17 protein-coding genes and 1 pseudogene are annotated in these 18,654 nt (G+C 42.3%); 13 read left to right on the top strand and 5 right to left on the bottom strand.

Features of this window, described 5'->3' with window-relative positions; translation table 11 throughout:
• Positions 1 to 91: 91 nt before the first annotated feature.
• A complete protein-coding gene (locus tag V7L12_RS32360) occupies positions 92 to 3,607 on the bottom strand; it encodes a helicase-related protein (protein ID WP_335090682.1) in 3,516 nt (1,171 codons plus the stop codon).
• Positions 3,608 to 4,100: 493 nt separating this feature from the next.
• Here V7L12_RS32360 and V7L12_RS32355 point away from each other — a divergent pair, with 493 nt between their 5' ends.
• Entirely contained in the window at positions 4,101 to 4,685 is a 585-nt protein-coding gene (locus V7L12_RS32355; RefSeq protein ID WP_335090680.1) for an AMP-binding protein, read from the top strand.
• Positions 4,686 to 4,721: 36 nt separating this feature from the next.
• A complete protein-coding gene (locus tag V7L12_RS32350; RefSeq protein ID WP_335090679.1) occupies positions 4,722 to 5,141 on the top strand; it encodes a phosphopantetheine-binding protein in 420 nt (139 codons plus the stop codon).
• A gap of 717 nt (positions 5,142 to 5,858) precedes the next feature.
• Here the strand turns inward: V7L12_RS32350 and V7L12_RS32340 are convergent.
• The 3 genes and pseudogenes from V7L12_RS32340 to V7L12_RS33455 all read right to left on the bottom strand — a co-directional run.
• A pseudogene (locus tag V7L12_RS32340) lies at positions 5,859 to 6,059 on the bottom strand (CmcJ/NvfI family oxidoreductase); the annotation flags it as partial.
• Positions 6,060 to 6,246: 187 nt separating this feature from the next.
• Complete coding sequence (locus V7L12_RS32335) at positions 6,247 to 6,651, bottom strand: gamma-glutamyl-gamma-aminobutyrate hydrolase family protein (RefSeq protein WP_335090677.1); 405 nt, start codon at positions 6,649 to 6,651, stop codon at positions 6,247 to 6,249.
• Positions 6,652 to 6,765: 114 nt separating this feature from the next.
• A complete protein-coding gene (locus V7L12_RS33455; RefSeq protein WP_442947943.1) occupies positions 6,766 to 6,903 on the bottom strand; it encodes an IS4/Tn5 family transposase DNA-binding protein in 138 nt (45 codons plus the stop codon).
• Positions 6,904 to 7,251: 348 nt separating this feature from the next.
• Here V7L12_RS33455 and V7L12_RS32330 point away from each other — a divergent pair, with 348 nt between their 5' ends.
• The 11 genes from V7L12_RS32330 to V7L12_RS32280 all read left to right on the top strand — a co-directional run bounded on the left by V7L12_RS32330 (position 7,252) and on the right by V7L12_RS32280 (position 17,942).
• Positions 7,252 to 7,479 (top strand): hypothetical protein, encoded by a 228-nt coding sequence (locus V7L12_RS32330; protein ID WP_335090676.1) that lies wholly within the window; start codon positions 7,252 to 7,254, stop codon positions 7,477 to 7,479.
• A gap of 453 nt (positions 7,480 to 7,932) precedes the next feature.
• A complete protein-coding gene (locus V7L12_RS32325; RefSeq protein WP_335090675.1) occupies positions 7,933 to 9,786 on the top strand; it encodes a glycoside hydrolase family 2 protein in 1,854 nt (617 codons plus the stop codon).
• Positions 9,765 to 10,865 carry a galactose-1-phosphate uridylyltransferase gene (galT, locus tag V7L12_RS32320; RefSeq protein WP_335090673.1) on the top strand — a complete coding sequence of 367 codons (1,101 nt, stop codon included), beginning with the start codon at positions 9,765 to 9,767 and terminating at the stop codon, positions 10,863 to 10,865. Before V7L12_RS32325 ends, galT begins: the two co-directional genes overlap by 22 nt.
• Before the next feature lie 8 nt (positions 10,866 to 10,873).
• Entirely contained in the window at positions 10,874 to 11,896 is a 1,023-nt protein-coding gene (locus V7L12_RS32315) for a hypothetical protein (RefSeq protein WP_335090671.1), read from the top strand.
• A 2-nt stretch (positions 11,897 to 11,898) separates the two neighbouring features.
• Entirely contained in the window at positions 11,899 to 12,636 is a 738-nt protein-coding gene (locus V7L12_RS32310) for an AAA family ATPase (RefSeq protein WP_335090669.1), read from the top strand.
• Positions 12,637 to 12,660: 24 nt separating this feature from the next.
• On the top strand, positions 12,661 to 12,939 hold the full coding sequence (locus V7L12_RS32305; RefSeq protein WP_335090668.1) for a hypothetical protein: 279 nt from the start codon (positions 12,661 to 12,663) through the stop codon (positions 12,937 to 12,939).
• 169 nt (positions 12,940 to 13,108) lie between these two features.
• Complete coding sequence (locus tag V7L12_RS32300) at positions 13,109 to 14,221, top strand: M24 family metallopeptidase (protein ID WP_335090666.1); 1,113 nt, start codon at positions 13,109 to 13,111, stop codon at positions 14,219 to 14,221.
• A gap of 5 nt (positions 14,222 to 14,226) precedes the next feature.
• Positions 14,227 to 15,321 carry a galactokinase gene (gene galK / locus V7L12_RS32295; RefSeq protein ID WP_335090664.1) on the top strand — a complete coding sequence of 365 codons (1,095 nt, stop codon included), beginning with the start codon at positions 14,227 to 14,229 and terminating at the stop codon, positions 15,319 to 15,321.
• Entirely contained in the window at positions 15,311 to 15,706 is a 396-nt protein-coding gene (locus V7L12_RS32290; protein ID WP_335090662.1) for a signal peptidase I, read from the top strand. Before galK ends, V7L12_RS32290 begins: the two co-directional genes overlap by 11 nt.
• A 154-nt stretch (positions 15,707 to 15,860) precedes the next feature.
• A complete protein-coding gene (locus tag V7L12_RS32285; protein ID WP_335090660.1) occupies positions 15,861 to 16,670 on the top strand; it encodes a phytanoyl-CoA dioxygenase family protein in 810 nt (269 codons plus the stop codon).
• 255 nt (positions 16,671 to 16,925) lie between these two features.
• On the top strand, positions 16,926 to 17,942 hold the full coding sequence (locus V7L12_RS32280; RefSeq protein WP_335090658.1) for a glycoside hydrolase family 43 protein: 1,017 nt from the start codon (positions 16,926 to 16,928) through the stop codon (positions 17,940 to 17,942).
• Here V7L12_RS32280 and V7L12_RS32275 read toward each other — a convergent pair.
• A complete protein-coding gene (locus V7L12_RS32275; RefSeq protein ID WP_335090656.1) occupies positions 17,936 to 18,418 on the bottom strand; it encodes a DUF4383 domain-containing protein in 483 nt (160 codons plus the stop codon). The genes V7L12_RS32280 and V7L12_RS32275 overlap by 7 nt on opposite strands.
• Between the last annotated feature and the right edge of the window lie 236 nt (positions 18,419 to 18,654).

The following is an 18,654-nucleotide window of genomic DNA, read 5'->3' as shown; positions in this document are numbered from 1 at the left end:
TGGATAACTAGCTATCCAATAAAGTAGGCAGACTTAAGAGCGATTACTCTTACAAAATTGCGATCGCAGATCAATTCTCTAAAATCTCCAATTATTGCGGTGCTGTCCCCATCTGCCACAATTCTTGTAAATTGTAATTTACACTCGTGACTGCGAAATCTGGCTCTTTATGAAACGGTTGCTGCACATAGCGAATTGAACAATTACTATCGATTACATCTGCCGGAGGCACTTTCACCAGTGCCAAAATAAAGTTCTCAGGCTTATTTAAGGCAGTGATAATTTCATTCTTAGTTACTGTCACTGTCTGTCCAGTTGCAATTCTTCCCTTGACTTCAATAAACCGCAACTGCCCTGTTTTAGGGATGCGTGACTCAATATCATAGCCGCACTTCTGGATACTCACATCAGTTGGTTCGTACCCTAAATTGCGTTCTACTTCCATCACAGCCGTCATTGCTGCCTGTTCTACTCGTTCCGTCTCTCTAGCAAACATCGCTGTTGTTGCCTTTTGTTTGCCTTGCATTCGTTGCAGCAAGCCTACTGAAACTACCAACGCACCCCCAACTACTACAGGCGGTAATGGCGATAATCTACGTTCTTGCTCTAATTCCTCCAAGCGCTGCATTAACCGTGCTTGTAAATCATCCGCTCGCTGACGTGCTTTACCTGAGTTAATTTTGGCATTAGGCTTGCCAGCTTCCTCTTGCATTTTCAGTTCTTCTGCCCGATGATCCCAGTAATTAATCTCCTTAGTTAATCTATCTTTCACTGCTGTCATCGTTTTAGCAATTAGTTCCTCTTTGCGCTGCTTGAGTTCTTGAAGATGTTGGGGAACAAGGTGAGCGATCGCATAACTCTTAGCTTTTGCTTCTAAATCTTCTCGTAACCAAGATTCTTCTAAAACTTTTTCCACAACACCCTTTTCCTCGTCTGTTAGCGGACGGTAATTGAGGTAAGGTGCGTAACCTGCATTGTAAATATTACCTTCTGGATTGATTTCTACATATTGCATCCGCCGCGATACTAAACGCCTAGAGCCATTTAGATTTGTCCGCGCGTCTTGTATGGAATGTTCTAGATAAACTAAGGCGCGGGTTCCTTCGCTGGAATCATTTTCATCGACTAAGATAGTCCCTTGTTTCAACAAATCCCGGTGTCGTTCCAAAGTCAGATCAATTGTGGCATCCAGTAGAGAATGTCCAGAACAGATGAAGGCAGCTAGAGGTTTAAGAGAAACGCTGATCAAATCTTTTTCAAAGCAGACACGTTCGTAACGTAGCAACAACGGTTCTCCTACACCAATTTGCCGCCCTCGATTGCGAATAACTGCCGGAACATGACTGATTTCGTAACGCTGGGGTTCTCGTTGACGCAATGTTCCACCTAATTGGGTAAATGCTTCTAGGAAGAAAGAAGCAATAAAATGAGGTTGCAACCGTCGCGCTTCTGCCCTTTCCATTTCTTCCCGAATTTGCTGCACTTTGGCGATATCCATCGAATCCCGTGCCAAAGCCCTTTCTTCTAAAAGTTCGCGTAGTCGCTGTTGGTCGAGTTTATCATGTACGATTTGGTTGAGTCTGTCTCGCACCTCTGGTTGATCGCCATAGCGAATTGCTTCAATCAATAACTCTCGTAATTCTGTCCCTGCGATCGCTTTCCCCAATACATCAAATACTTGACCCCCCAGTGCCTTCTGCTCTGCCTCTATCTTTTTCAATAACGCCAAATAGACATCGCCTTCACGAGTGCCTTTTGCCACTAAATTCCATAAGTGACAGACCTCCGTCTGGCCAATCCTGTGAATTCGCCCGAAACGCTGTTCTAGGCGGTTAGGATTCCAAGGTAAATCGTAATTAACCATGAGGTGCGCCCTTTGCAAGTTAATCCCTTCACCCGCAGCATCCGTAGCTATTAAGACTTGTACTTCGATATCTTGGGTAAACGCCTCCTGCATTTTGCGGCGTTCTTCGCGTCCCATTGCGCCATGTATATTTACCACAGCTTCATTACGCCCTAGTAGCGTGCGAATCCGATCTGTCAAATAATTTAATGTGTCCCGGTACTCGGTAAAAATCAAGAGTTTGCGCCGATGTCCTTGGGCATTGAACATTTCGGCATCATTTTGCAACAGATTAGAGAGTTCTTCCCATTTTTTATCTTTACCACTACGTCGCACCCGCAATGCCAGTTGCTCTAATTCTTCTAAAAGCTTAATTTCTGTTTGTAATTCTGCGATCGTCCGTGATGCTGTAGCTAGGTCAACAACTTCCTGTTCTGTTGCTTCTCGTTCTTCACCAGGAATATCCTCTAAATCATCTTCTAAGTCTTCTAGATCCAGAATCTGCCTAAATTCAATGATTACGTTACTTCCTCGCCTCAAAGCTTCTTCTTCCCTCAGCCGTTTTTGCAACCTTTCCCGGCGGCGTAGCAGCGATTGATATATAGCTTCTGGGGAAGAAGCAAGCCGACGTTGCAAAATAGTCAAAGCAAAGCCAACATTACCTTTGCGCCCTTCATTTTCTAAAGCATCGGCACGATTAAATTCCTCGCGGACGTACTCAGTGACTCGCTTATAAAGTACCGCTTCTAAATCCGATAGTTCATATTCTATAGTGCTAGCTTGGCGTTCAGGAAATAGCGGTTTTCCATCAAATTTCAGCAAATCTTCTTTAACCAATCGCCGCATCAAGTCGGAAGTATCGGCTACGTGAACACCATCGCGGAAGCGCCCTTCAAATCTGTCTCCATCCAATAACGCCATAAACAACTGGAAGTCTTCCTCTTTGCCGTTATGTGGTGTCGCTGACATTAATAAAAAATGCCTAGTCAAAGTCGAGAGTAACTTACCAAGTTTGTAGCGTTTCGTCTCTTTAATTTCACCACCAAAAAATGAAGCTGACATTTTATGAGCTTCGTCACAAACAACTAAATCCCAGTCTGTCTGCGCTAGTTTTGCTTGTAAATCTTGATTACGGCTGAGTTTGTCCAGTCGCACAATCACCAACGGCATTTCAGCAAAAGCATTTCCAGTTACTGCTGATTCAATGCGATCGTTGGTGAGAATTTCAAAGCGTAAATGAAACTTTTGCGACAATTCATCTTGCCATTGTGGGGCTAAACTGCCGGGACAAATCACAAGGCAACGATGCAAATCACCTCGGATGAGCAATTCCCGCATCAGCAACCCCGCCATAATAGTTTTACCTGCACCTGGATCATCTGCTAAGAGAAAACGCAGAGGTTGTCGAGTCAACATTTCCCCATAAACTGCGGTTATTTGGTGTGGTAAAGGTTCTACTAGAGAGGTGTGAACAGCTAGCAAGGGGTCGAAGAGATAAGCTAGACGGATGCGGTGCGCTTCTGATGCCAGACGAAAATTAGCCCCATCAGCAGTGAAACTCCAAGCACCACCAGAGGTGATTATTTCCAGGGTAGGTTCTCTGTCTCGAAAGACTAACTCATTCCCTAACGTGCCGCTAGCATCTTTGTATGTTAATTCCACAACATCAGAACCATGCCACTGAGCATCGACGATGGTGACAATACTATTTGGCAGAATACCTTGTACTTGTGTGCCTTTTGTCAGATCCTCAAGTCTAAGCATGTTGCGGTGTCTTCCTTTTTGGCAGATGTTGGTGGCAATGTAGACACTAATGTTTTGTGGTAGAACATTGCTCCTTATGACCATAAGAGACACTAGGCTGGTTAGTAGCTAGTATATTTACTGTTTTTAGCTGTGGTAGCTTGATGTTGCCTAGAAAATGGCGTTGCTTAATTGAGGGCTGATTTAAGCGATTGCTCCATGCTAGTGGCTACAGGTAAAGTGAAATAGAGTGCGATCGCATCCCTCGAAACTCAAGCTGTTGATTCAGCTTTGTACTTGGAATGCGATCGCCATTGAATCTTGTAGTAAATAGTTCCAAACCCTTACAAGGCTTGCTTTTGAGATATTGTACAACTTTTTTATTTATCAATATGACGAATTTTAGGAAAATTGTACAACTTTATTTTTATAAGTCGCGTGAATGCCAACGCTAATATAGGGGTTACAAACTGCAAAATTGTACAACTTTTTTATACTTCTACACCTGAGCTTCATGAAGTTGTTGATCGTAGGTTCAGATAGTTGGTATGTACAGGAGTATCGACAATTTCAACATTTTTTAGGTGCCCAGACTCGTTTGATCAATTCTTATGGGGTGAGTGAAGCGACCATTGACAGTTCATATTTTGAAAATGCTTCAATTAAGTTGTCTGTTGATGGACTAGTACCGATTGGACGACCGTTTGCTAATACAAAAATTTACATTTTAGACCGAAATCTCCAGCCAGTTCCTATCGGAGTTCCAGGCGAACTGTATATTAGTGGTATTGGTCTGACTCGCAGCTATCTCAATCAACCAGAGTTGACCGAGCAGAAATTCATCCGTAATCATTTCAGCTTCAGCAATGAATTATGCACCCGCCTTTACAAAACAGGAGATATGACTCGCTACTTGAGCGATGGCAATATTGAGTTTTTAGGACGTGTTGATTATCAGGTAAAGATTCGTGGCTTCCGCATTGAGTTGGGAGAAATTGAATCAGTGCTAGGTCAATATCCTAATGTCCAGAACGCTGTGGTAGTGGCACGGGCAGAAGAGAATGGTAGCTCAGGATTGGTCGCCTACTTGACACCCTAATTTGGCGATTGTCAAATCTCGGATCTACGCAACTATTTGAAAGAAAGACTTCCAGGCTATATGATCCCCAGTGCTTTTGTCACCCTAGAACAATTTCCACACACCCCTAATGGCAAGATCGATCAAAAAGCATTACCCGTCTCCATGATTCCATCATCTGCCGTACCTTATGCTCCTCCCTGCAATCAAGCAGAAGAGAAAATTGCTGCTGCTTGGCGACAGGTCTTCAATCGTCAAGAAATTAGCATCCACGATAGCTTTTTTGAAGTTGGCGGTCATTCACTCTTAGTAGTGCAGGTTCATCACTTATTATCTTCAGATTATCCTTTCCTGAAGATTGTAGATTTATTCACGTACCCTAGCATTCATAGTCTGGCAAACTATTTATTGCAGCAAACACCCCCTAGTTTTGATAAAACAGGAACGTCAAATTCTTCAATTTTCTTTCCGAATTGAAGGTGTCACCTCAAATTATATCTGATATTCGGAAAAAGATAGCAATGCATACTCAGTCAGTAAATCAACTAGGAACAACTTTCTCTACAGATAAAAATGAACGACTTTATCAACTATTAAACATTGTTATTAAAGGATAAAACCTTGAACTATTCTAAAAGTATTCAAAAGATTGCCTCAAAACAAGGTCACACTTGCCTAATTCGTGGACAAAGCCTGTACAAAAGTGAAGAAATTTACAAACATTACAAAACTTAAAAATCGTATATGTAGTAAAGATAACTATTCAAAAATGCAATTAGTTCGTCTCTACTGTCATCAACAAATCCATTCTGGGATGTAGCTGTAGTTGGGTATCCTTCTCTTTCCATATCTCTACTCTAGCGAACCCCAAAAGTGCATAACACGCTCTACATACGGTTCTTAGGAGAGAATGGGGTAGCGATACCTCCGACCTACCCGACTCATACCAGTTCTCCATGATGAGAGTCGCTTTGGGCTTAAAACTATAACTGGTCGCACAATTACCCTCAAAGGGGTTAAACCCGAAGGTATTGTTGGATGGCAACGAAAAAATTTTTACCTGTATGGTGTTGTTGAACCAGCAACTATCGAATTGCTTTTTTTGGGAATTTTCTTCGGAGTGACGGTACTTGTTTTCAAGATTTTTTATACCTGTCTTATTGACAAAAGATTTTTTGAATTGTTATTCCTAATTTATCCAGGATAGAAAACCAGCGTCCGCAACTCAATACTTTCTCTAGTTGGGGCATCTGGTGGGCTTGTTGGGTCATCAAACCCAGTATGAGCAGCAAACCTGGCTCGTCCGTCTTCTGCGGAGTCAAAGCACTTAATCAACAGTGCCTCATTTGGTTGCATTTGAGGGAAGTAGAACCATTGATGTGTCGGGTTATAGGTGAATGGCACTAAGAAAAGCTCTAAGCTGTGCGGGATAAGCGCTACAGATTTTAAAGCTATTGAACAGTGAATGAAGGTCTTGGGATGGAACAGGTGATTGTCCTTGATGCAATACCTGCGATCGCTCGCTGCTAAACCAATATGATGAATTATGAAAAATAATGCCGATAAAACTTTAAATCCTGAGTTAGCTTTGTTGAGTATGTGCAGCCTGAACGAAAGCTTGAAAAATTTTTTGATTACTAGGATCAGAAATTGAAAGCTCAGGATGCCATTGCACACCAATTGCCCAAGGATGATGTTCATGCTCCACAGCTTCAATGACCCCATCATCTGGAGCATGACCAACAATCCGCCAAGAAGATGGTACTTTATCTACTGCTTGATGATGCCAAGAAACTATAGATATATGAGAATTCTGTACACATTTAGTTAAACGGCTTTCTATATCTATTGTGACGAGATGTTCTGTCGGTAAGCGTCGTCCAGGTTCAGGCTCTAAGCGATGTAGTGTAGATATACCATAGACATCTGGAATGTGAGGAATTAAAATACCCCCACAGGTGACGACCTCCCTTACCAATCGGACCATAACCTTCTGTTTTAGCCACAATACTGCCATAATCAAGGAAAGTTGTGTCTCCGACACACAGCACTACGTCGCATTCTGCAACAGTTTCCGCCGTCATTTGACAGTGCGGTTCTATCAGCTTTGAAAATTCCACTTTTGGGTTGGCCAAAACTCGTAAGCTCTCTTGAGTACTGTTCCATTGCTGAAGATTTCTGAGAATGCTTTACCGAATCCAAGGCTTAGAGCATAGCCTAAAGACAAAAGCCCGCTCATTTAATCGGCGGTAAGCGTAGCCATGCCGTCAGGCTTATCGCCTAACTCACAGGTCGCAAAATTTTTCTCCCACCAGTCCAGCATTGTTGTTACCTTTAGCACCCGATTTTAACTACTGTACCGTATATGCTGTGCTATTTCTTAAATCCTTATTTAGCAAGCTTTTCGAGACTTAACGGGAAAAGTCAGATGCATGAGCGGGGGACTCACCAAGGCTGGATTCGATCGGGTAGCCTCTACGTGAAGGCTGAGAAGCATCCAGTGACTACAACCATTATTGTTGTTGGTCTTAGCACCTTAATCTGGTGGTTTACATCGTTATTAATTAATCATTCGCAGGCTTAATTGATGTCACCAAGCATTTATGCAAATCAGTTGCACTTGCACTGGCAAAGTAGAGGAAGACCGATCAAAATCTCTGTTCCTAGATTTCAGCAAGAGCGGTGTTTTGCTTGGTATCAGCGCAAATATCGCTGTCTCGTCGGAATATGGGAACGTCAAAAGGTTTACTTCGACGCATTCATTGACCTTGCTACAATCCATATCTGGATTAACAAAATGTTATTAGTGGGATAGGTTCATGGATGGTTCCGTTATTCCCTTATATAACCTGATTTTAGTGATTTTTCTTTTGTTTGCTAATGCTTATTGACTAATAAATGATTTTGAAACATTTACTTAAACAATTTATATAAATAAAATTTTCATGACAACCACTTTATTGTGTGGCAGATTTATAATAGTTATTAGCCACCTAAATTTAATGCTTTTTTTTTAGATAACCTGGCAAAGATTAGTAATGTATATGCCATAATGTCACGAGCTAGGGGTATATAAACTTATTGCTATACTTCAACACGTAAGTGGGGAAGGTATCAGCATTGGCTACGAAAAAATATAATGTTACTAGCTCGAACCGAGCAATAAATGATCGGGTCAAAACTCGTGCTATATACCGCAATCCAATATTTGGGTCTGGATTTAATCTATAGCAGGGGTTGATTGAGTTATGGATAGGGAGGAAATTTGATGAAATTGTTAGATATAAACAACCCTGAGGTAAAATTAGCCTCTAAAACTGATAATAACTTTGTGGACTTAACAGCAACACACCCCCGACCATTGTTAAAGCGATCGCACTGGCTAAATTTAAACGGTCTGTGGAAGTTCGCATTTGACCATGAAGGGCGATGTGTTCAACCAGGCGATATCCAGGGGTGGAGTCATCATATACAAGTTCCCTTTGCTCCCGAATCTACCAAAAGTGGTATTGGTGATACAGGTTTTCATCCAAACTGCTGGTATGAGCGAGAATTTGAAACGCCTGAAGGTGACGGCAGATTATTACTGCACTTTGGGGCTGTGGATTATCGCGCCCGTGTATGGGTCAATGGTCAATACATGGTAGAGCATGAAGGGGGACATACTCCTTTCACGCTGGATATTACCGCAGTTTTGAATGACACTGGCATAACTAAAGTAACAGTCTGGGCCCAGGATGATCCGTGTGACCTTGCCAAGCCTAGAGGAAAGCAGGATTGGCAATTGGAGCCGCACAGTATTTGGTATCCTCGCACCAGTGGTATTTGGCAAACAGTCTGGATTGAGCGTGTGGGTAGAACTTACATCGATCACATCCGGTGGAGTCCCGATTTTGAGCGGTGGGAAGTTGGTTGTTATGCTGCGATCGCAGGTGATGCACCTGCTGGTATCCAAATCAAGGTAAAACTGAGCATTGGCAATACCGTGCTCGCAAACGATACCTATGAAGTGTTTAACGGAGAAATTGGCCGTCGCATCTCCCTTTCCGATCCAGGTATCGACGACTACCGCAATGAATTGCTGTGGAGTCCAGAAAAGCCAACCATAATGGATGCCCACATTGAACTTTGGCATAACAATGAACTATTGGATGAAGCAAAATCCTACACAGCAATGCGGACTGTGGGAATACAGCGCGATCGCTTTATGCTCAACGGTCGTCCTTATTATTTGCGCTTAGTTCTGGATCAAGGCTACTGGCCGGATTCGCTAATGACAGCACCGGACGATGGGGCATTGCGGCGTGATGTCGAACTCGCTAAAGCAATGGGTTTTAACGGAGTCCGTAAGCACCAGAAAATTGAAGACCCGCGATTTTTATATTGGGCAGATGTGCTGGGGTTGTTAGTATGGGAGGAGATGCCCAGTGCATATCGTTTCACGCCTAAAGCAGTGGAACGCACAACGCGAGAGTGGGCTGAGGTGATTAAGCGAGATATCAGCCACCCCTGTATCGTAGCTTGGGTAACGTTTAATGAATCCTGGGGAGTTCCGAATTTGGTTGAGACTGCGGCTCACCGAAACTACGTCTTGGCAATGTTTCACCTAACTAAAACTCTCGATCCGAGCCGCCCAGTGATTGCCAACGATGGCTGGGAAAGTACAGATACAGATATTCTGGCTATTCATGACTACGACACGCACCCACAACGATTAGGTCATCGCTATGGACCAGAAGTCAAGCTATCAGATTTGTTTGACCGGAAGCGTCCTGGAGGGCGCATCCTGACACTGGATAACTTTCCGCATCAGGGACAGCCAGTGATGCTGACTGAGTTTGGTGGCATAGCCTATGCCCCTGTTGATACCCCCGATGCAGATAAAGCTTGGGGATATGAGCGTTCCTCCAATATTTCCGAGCTAGAAATGAAATACGCTACTCTGCTCGAAACGATTAATGATATCGAGTTGTTTAGCGGATTTTGCTACACGCAATTTACAGATACTTTCCAAGAAGCTAACGGTTTATTATACGCCGATCGCACGCCTAAATTTCCCGTTGAGGCGATCCGCGCTGCGACCCTTTCAGGACAAGGATTATGTACTCCCACAAGCTGTTAAAGCCGGATGGTCGCCCACTGACCTTATACAGTCGATACCCGATTGCTGAGAATATCATCGCCACTAGCCCTAGTAATGAACCAGTGCAGGCAAATCCCCACCTGCGCTGGCATCCTTTACGCGGCGAATGGGTTGCTTACGCTTCTCACCGTCAAGGGCGGACTTTCATGCCGCCCCCGGAATATAACCCCCTTGCACCCACTACGAAACCGGAGTTTCCTACAGAACTACCCCCAGGTAAGTATGATGTGGCGGTGTTTGATAATCGCTTTCCCTCAATGGCTCAAACGGCACACGACCCACCAGAGTGTATTGTGGAAACATTGCCAGCTAATGGGGCGTGTGAAGTTGTGGTTTTTACTCAAAATGCCCAAGCTTCCCTTAGTTCTCTGAAATTGGAACACCTTGATTTGCTCTTAGAAGTGTGGGGCGATCGCACCCGCGTATTAGGAGCAAATCCCCAAATTCAGTATGTGCTGCCTTTTGAAAATAAGGGTATAGAGGTGGGCGTAACTTTGCACCATCCCCACGGGCAAATTTACGCCTATCCTTTTATACCGCCTGTGCCAGCGCGGATGCTGTCAATGCAGCAGGAGTATTATGAAAAACATCGGCGGGGTTTACTGCAAGACTTGATTCAGAAAGAGATTGCAGACAATCAACGGATTATTTATCAAGATGAGTATGCGATCGCATTTGTCCCGGTATGCGCTCGTTACCCCTATGAAGTTTGGATTGCTCCTAAAGAGCCAGTTGGCACTTTTATGGATCTTACGCCAGAGCAACGTTGGGGACTTGCTAAAGCGTTAAAAACTGTCACTCTCAAGTATGACGGTTTGTGGAATCGTCCCTTTCCTTACTTGATGGCTTGGTTCCAAGCACCAACTGACGGTTTAGCGCATCCAGAAGCGCATTTACACGCCGAGTTTTTTCCACCATATCGGACAAGCGAAAGGCTAAAGTATCTGGCGGGAACCGAACTCGCAGCAGGGATGTTTGCCAATGATGCTTTACCGGAGGAGAAAGCTAAAGAGTTACAGGCAGTGAATGTCAATCTGCAAATGCCAATTTCTGCATAAAGGGGAAATTGGCAAACCAAAACAAGCGCATACGTTACGAAATGCGCTTATTTTTCAGAAAAAAACCAAAATCAAAATCTACGCAGATTGGTTTGACGGTAGAAAATCCAACATTATCGAAATTGTTGTTGAGTTGCGACTGTTTACACCAACCTGCGATTTTTTTTTACCTACGTTTTACTGGCGATCTGCAATACCTCTACAAGCCGCCAAAATATGTGTTAACCTCAAAATTCAGTATAAATACAATTTATAAGAAAAATAATATGTATTTAAAAAAAGTTTTACTTGAAAATGTAGGCCCTATAAACTATTTAGATATTGATTTACCCTTCAATGAAAGTTCTCAACCCAAGCCTGTCATTATTGTAGGTGAAAAGGGCTCAGGAAAAAGTATTTTTATTTCCTATATTGTTAATGCTATTATAGCTGCTCAACAAGAAATTTTTGATAATTCTGAAGTGCAAAAAGGTAAAGTTTATAAGTATCGAAGTCCGCATTATATTAAAATTGGCTCAACATATTCTTTCGGCAAAATAGAGTTTGAAGAAGAGTTAACTTACTTTGAATGGCAACTTAATCGAGCAAGGAAAGAAATTGAAGCTCAAGATGGAATAACATCAATTTATAAAGAGTGGAATCAAATACCTGAAAATGATAATAGTTTTTTCTTTAGAAACTTTAACATCCAAAGAGAAAAATTAGAATATACATATAATAGAAATAGCCTCCTTTACTTTCCGCCTAACAGGTTTGAAGAACCTGCATGGCTGAATTGGGATAATTTAAATGCTAAAGCAAGTTTTTCACATATTAAACAAGTAAAAGGCTTTTTAAACCGACAAATCATTAACTACGCGCCACTCAAAAATAATCAAAATTGGTTGTTTGATCTCATATTTGATAGAAGTGTCTTAGAAATTCAAATAACTCCTCAAATAGTAAATACACAACTTGGTTCATCCATATGGAATGTCATTACAGGATACAAAGGCGATAGTACAAATATATATATAACTCAATTTTGTTAATTTTGAAAAATTTTTTTCAAAAAGAAGGTAATCTCAGATTTGGTATTGGAGGAAAGAATGACCGAAATGTTTCGTTGATAAATGATGATAAATTATTAGTTCCCAATATATTCCAGCTTTCTACTGGAGAAACTGCACTACTAAACCTCTTCTTAACAATCTTACGTGATTATGATTTATGCACTTCAACTGTATTTGAAAGCCTTGATAAAATTCGTGGATTAGTAGTTATTGATGAGATTGACATACATCTTCATTCATTACACCAAAGAAATATTCTCCCAGAACTTATTAGTTTATTCTCAGGAATTCAGTTCATTATTACTTCACACTCTCCTCTATTCATACTTGGACTGGAGGAAAAACTAGGAAATGATGGTTTTATGATTATCCAGCTACCAAAAGGTATAGAAATTACCCCAGAGCAATTTAGTGAGTTTGAAAAAGCATATTCTTATTTTAAAAATACAAAAAAAATTAATGAAGATATACAGGCAGAAATCGAAAACTCACATAAACCCATTTTATTTATAGAAGGTGATTACGATATTAAATACTTAACAAAAGCGGCTGATTTACTTGAAAAAAATGAGATTTTAGATAAATTAAATCTCAAAGATTCTGACGGTTATGGAAATATTGATAATGTCTGGAAGCATTTTAATACTAAGCTTGCTGAGATTACTCCACAAAAAATAATTTTACTCTATGACTGTGATATTTCTAAAAAATCAGAATAAAAGGGAAGCGTATTTCGTAGAACAATGCTTTTTTTAGATACAAATCCTATAAAAAAAGGAATTGAAAATCTTTTTGATGTTACAACCTTAAAAAAGGCCTTAGCAGTAAAGCCAGCTTTCATTGATATAACGTCAGAATATACAAAAACTGAAAGAGGTACAACTGTCACTGTTCCAGAAAAGTGGGAAGTAAACAAAGATGAGAAAAAAAATCTTTGCAATTGGTTGTGTGCTAACGGTACACGAGAAGACTTCTATAATTTTATAGATGTATTTAAAATAATCGAAGAAATATTAAACTAATCTGCTAAAAAATAACATCATTAAATTTGACATTAGTTAATTGTAATTTACACTAAATTATATTAAGTATTATTAATCTGTACCAAGCAACGTCAGTTCAATCCCTCAGACAGACGCAGACAGACGTAAATAAATTTGATAATCATTTATATCTATGTGTGTTTTTTCTATGAACGAAGAAGTCTCCAAAAAACTAGAGTTAATCAGGCAAACCTTGCGTGAAACCGAAGTGCAAGGCGTGCGCTTGCGCGGTACAGACTGGTTTGCCTGGGCGACAGCTGGCGCTTCTAACACCGTGCTGCTTACTGCTGAAACTGGCGTAGCAGAAGTATTAGTAACTACTGAAGATGCTTGGGTATTGACAGATGAAATTGAAGCGCAGCGTCTTAAAGATGAAGAACTACCTGCTAATTTTAAGGTGCATATCAACCCTTGGGCTGATGGTGATGCCCGTGAGTCTTTTGTTCGTGATGCAACTGGGGGCGGAAAAGTAGTTAGCGATGTCTGCGACAACGCGAAGCGCGAACGCCCCATCTCCAATTTAGAAAAGCCGTTACCCCCATCTCTGCAAAATCATAAACGGGTAATGATGTCAAGTGAATTAGAGCGATATCGTCAAGTTGGGCAAAAAGCTAGTCAGGCAATGACAGAGGTACTCAAAGCCGCCAAGCCAACTTGGACAGAATATCAGTTAGCGGGTGCGGGTGCAGAGGCGTTATGGGCGAAAGGATTGCATCCGGCGCTGACACTGGTAGCAGGTGAGAGGCGTTTACCGCTATACCGTCATGCTACACCCACGGGAGAACAGATTGGACGGCAAGCGATGCTGGTGTTTTGCGCTAGAGGTTACGGTTTGTATGCAAATCTGACTCGATTTGTTTGTTTTGGTAAGCTTTCAGACGAACAGGCCGAATTGCATTCCCATGTGCGTGAAGTAGAAGCAGTAATTTTGAATTTGTGCCAACCCGGAACCACACTCGATGCAGTTTATCACGCCCTAGCTCAGGCTTATGAGCAGCATGGATTTCCCAATGCCATCCGCGAACACCACCAGGGAGGAACCACTGGATATTTAGCGCGAGAAATCGTAGCAAATCCAACTACTACTGATACCTTGACAGAAGGCATTGCTGTTGCTTGGAATCCCAGTTTAGCAGGGGCAAAGGTTGAAGATACTTTTGTGATTCTCAAGGATGGAAAGTTGGAAAATCTGACTTTTGATTCAAATTTTCCTAATGTTGAGGTAGAAGGAAGGTTACGCCCTGTACCTTTGTACAATTAAAAATTATGGATTTTCAACAAGTATTCGGTAAACCACCTGAAACTCAAGCCAGTGCGCCGGGAAGAGTAAATTTACTAGGCGAACATACAGACTATAACGATGGCTTCGTTCTGCCAACCGCGATTCCTCAATCCACCACGGTACAGCTAGGTTTTAGTAGCGATGCCTACGGCGGGCTACGCCACCATCACTTTTACTCGGAAAATCTCAACGAGCAAGTGAGCATTTCAGATATTAATCATACCCCGTCTGGATTCGCCAGTTATATCTTTGGCTGTATTGAGGTTTTGCAAAAAGCAGGACACACAATACCATCGCTTTCTGTGTACGTCACATCATCGGTTCCTATGGGTTCGGGTTTGTCTAGTAGCGCGGCTTTAGAAGTAGCAACGCTGCGGGCATTACGCCAACTTCTGAAGCTGACCATTGATGATGTTGAAATCGCCCAATTCGCCCAGCAAGCAGAAATTCATTATGCTGGCGTGCAATGCGGCATCATGGATCAGATGGCTTCTAGCTTGGCTGATACTGAACATATCTTATTTTTAGATACTCGGACTTTAGAACGCCGGGTGATGCCTTTGCCTGAGAAAGCGGAGATTTTGGTTATTGATAGCGGTGTACCCCGCACACTTGCAAGTAGTGGTTATAACCAGCGCCGATCTGAGTGTGAGGAGGCGGCGCGATCGCTCGGAGTTAAGGCACTACGAGATATTACTGATGTTGAAGTAACAGAACAACTACCCGAACCTCTCCGGCGGCGTGCCCGTCATGTGATTACAGAAAATAACCGCGTCTTGGAAGTATTGCAGGGAGTATCATCTGAGCGCTTTGGCGAATTGATGAACGCATCCCACGCCAGTTTGAGAGACGATTACGAAGTGTCTGTACCTGCACTGGATACATTGGTAGAGATTTTGCAGAAAACAGAAGCAGTGTATGGTGCAAGACTTACGGGTGCTGGTTTTGGCGGTGCAAGTGTCGCTTTGGTGAAATCAGGCCACAAAGGTATTGCAACCCATATTCTTGAACAATACAAGCAAGCAGGTTACACCGGACAAATTTTGGTTCCTTCCTTGGAGTTAAGTGATGCAGCCTAAAGTTGTTTATGGAAACGCAGCCGTTGAAGGTGTAAATCGTTGGGGATGGTTCATGGGTCACTTTATCACCCCTGAAAACGATCCGCGTTCCACGGAAATGCTAGAAGTAAAATGGGCTGTTCACAAAGCAGGTGACAGTAAAACTGAATGGGCAGTAAATAACCAAGCTGCTACACTTTCAATTCTCATTGACGGACAATTTCGTCTACAATTTGAAGATAGAGAAATTTTATTAACTTGTGAAGGTGATTACGTTCTTTGGTGTGCAGGTGTGTCCCATTGGTGGGTTGCTGAGTCTGACTGCACGATTCTGACTGTCAAATGGCCTTCAAAGCCAGGCGATAGTGTTGCATTGCCTGGAGTGTCAAAAAATTTAGTTTGTTAAGTAATTCATCATAATTAATTTTAATTAATTGTTACAGAGGATTGGTATAAGCCACTAATTTTAAAAATAGTGCGCTACTATCGACAAGCAATAAAAAAAATCTCCTAGAGGTCATTAATACCACTCTAGTTATAAGTTGAAGAGGATAAAAAAGATGGTTCAAAGTATAGGCGGTATAGCGAAATATTCAGCTACCGACCTAGACCGATTTGCTCAAAAACTGAATCAAGACGGAATTTGTGTCATTCCTGGTGTTTTTGAGCAAAAATTAATTGATGAGTGGACACAAGCTTTTGAAAAATTATTTCACGAGCGTCAAAATCAACCAGGTGGGTTGGCTCCTCGTGAAATTTCCCGCTACTATCTAACCTTACCTTGGATTTATCCATTCGCTAATGAGTTAATTTTTGCCAATCCAGTAATTATGGGTATCCTAGATCGCGTGTTTTTCCAAGAATACGGGATGGTTCAGATGGGAGTTGATGTCCCATTCCAGGGTTCAGATTATCAGGAAATCCATCGGGATTTTCGCCCGTTGTTTAATGATCGCATAGTAACCCCACTTTACGCCCTAGCAGTCAACTTTCCCCTTGTGGAAGTAACCGCAGAAAACGGCCCGTTCCAAATGGCACGCGGTACTCATGTCTTACCGCGTGAAGAAGGATTAAAGAAAGTTGCTAGTGGTGAAATTCCGATGGAATCCTTTTATATGCAGCCAGGTGAGCTGATGGTGCGATCGCCTTTAGCACTGCATCGGGGTTCCCCAAATCGGACAAACCAGCCAAGACCGATGGTAGTTATGGGCTATGCGATGCATTGGTTGCATACGCCAAAGGTAGATTTGACTCTCCCAAAAGACTACTATGAAAGCCTGCCAGAAAAGCTAAAGCAGATCCTACGGTGTCAGCTGGTAGAAAGCTTACCTAAGAACAAAGTCGAAACTTACGTGAATTTTAAATACTAGTCGTCTATCGCATTAAGTCTGATAGGTGAATCAAATTTAAATTTCCCTTCTTTCCTTCTTCCTTTGCGACGGACACTTTCCTCAAGTCGGGAAACCCGCCCACGGAAGTGTCCTCCTCTTTGCGACGGCAGTCGCTACAACGGGGGGAACTCCCGCAACGCGCTGCCTCTCCTTTGCGGTTCGTTCTCTTATCTCTCAATAATGGGACAGACCACTAGTGGAAGAAGGACTTTTGTCATTTCATAGATAATTAAGATGCAAACCTATACTAATCCAGTCTACAAAGGTTATTTTGCCGATCCTTTTGTTTGGCAACACGAAGGGGTATATTATGCAATCGGCACTGGCGCAGCAGAAGCAGAAGGAACGGTAGATGAAATACCGGATGCACCAAATATTAACTCCAATAACAAATCGCGTGTCTTTCCTCTGTTACGCTCTTTCGACTTTGTGAATTGGGATTTTGTTGGTAACGCACTACTGCGTCCAGATCCCGCCCTTGGCGATAATTTCTGGGCCCCCGAAGTTGCTTACTACGATCGCCAGTTTTATCTCTACTATTCTGTGGGACATGAAGATAAGAATCATCAGTTACGTGTGGCTACAAGCGATACTCCGTTAGGCCCTTATCAAGATGTTGGTGAGCCACTTGTAGATCCAAAATCTTGTCCTTTTGCGATCGATCCACACCCATTCCGGGATGACGATGGACAATGGTATTTGTTTTACGCCCGTGACTTTCGGGATACATCGGATGGAGTGCGTGTTGGTACAGCGTTGTTTATAGACCGCCTCCAAACCATGACTAAACTTGCTGGTGAAGGGAAAGTGGTTTTACGTGCGCGATCCGATTGGCAACGGTTTTTAGCCAACCGTTTAATGTACGGTGAAATTTATGATTGGCATACTTTAGAAGGCCCTTGCGTTCGTAAGCATGAAGGTAAATACTACTGCTTTTATAGTGGTGGACGCTGGGAAACTGAGAACTACGGTGTAGATTATGGCGTTGCTGACAACGTGATGGGGCCTTACTCTGATGCAGGTAACGAAACCGGGCCACGGGTGCTAAAGTCTGTTCCTAATTTTGTTAGAGGGCCGGGACATAACTCTATCGTTATTGGGCCAGATGGTAAGACTGAGTATGTTGTCTATCATGCTTGGACACAAAACATGGATATGCGGCAAATCTGTTTAGATATGCTGATCTGGAAACCAGAAGGGCCATGTTGCAATGGCCCTACCTGGACATCGCAGACTATCAGCAACTATTGAAGATTTTGCGATACATTAACACCGCTCACTTTAGCTGGTATAACAACGCCATAGTAGCCAGCTGCGATCGCTGCTAATGCATTAAGCAAAACATTAGCGCCGAACAATGGCATTAAACCGAAAAATGTCTTACCTAAAGGCAACAATCCGATGAGCGCCAGCAAGGCATAAGAAACTGCAAAACCACGATTGAATAGACGCGCGGTGGTAGTATTGTTGTAAGAAGTAATTCCTAACAACCCTACGGCGCAACGTACAATGTTATGCAAAAAGTTGGTGGGAATTGCACCAAAGATATAACCAAAACCCGCAGAATAAGCACCAGAAGATTCATCAAGTGGAACAAAAGATTCGTTCGTTCCTGGTAATGAAACCAAAGCTGGTACAAATCCAGCTAAACCTAAAAGTAAATAAATGATTCCGATAGCCAAAGCAATATAACGCTCGATCATTTTTGCCTGGTTAATGTTTTCCATCTTTTTTGTCTTGGTAAGTGTGTAGATGTTTACAAAATAGTAATTGCTAGCTGAGAAATCATTAGAATATAACTTGTTCATAGATATACAGCACTTTCGAGGTTTGTGAGGTACATTAAGTAATAGTGTATCAAGAACTACAATGAAACCGTACTCAATCGATTTGCGTTCAAAAATAGTAAATGCGTATGAAAGAGGTGATACTTCGGTCAGAAAAGTAGCCGTTCAATTTGGTG

Origin of the sequence: Nostoc sp. (assembly GCF_036918245.1) — a bacterium.
Classification (GTDB): Bacteria; Cyanobacteriota; Cyanobacteriia; order Cyanobacteriales; family Nostocaceae; genus Nostoc.
The sequence above is the reverse complement of the archived record's forward strand: the minus strand, read 5'-3'. Positions and strand labels throughout refer to the sequence as shown.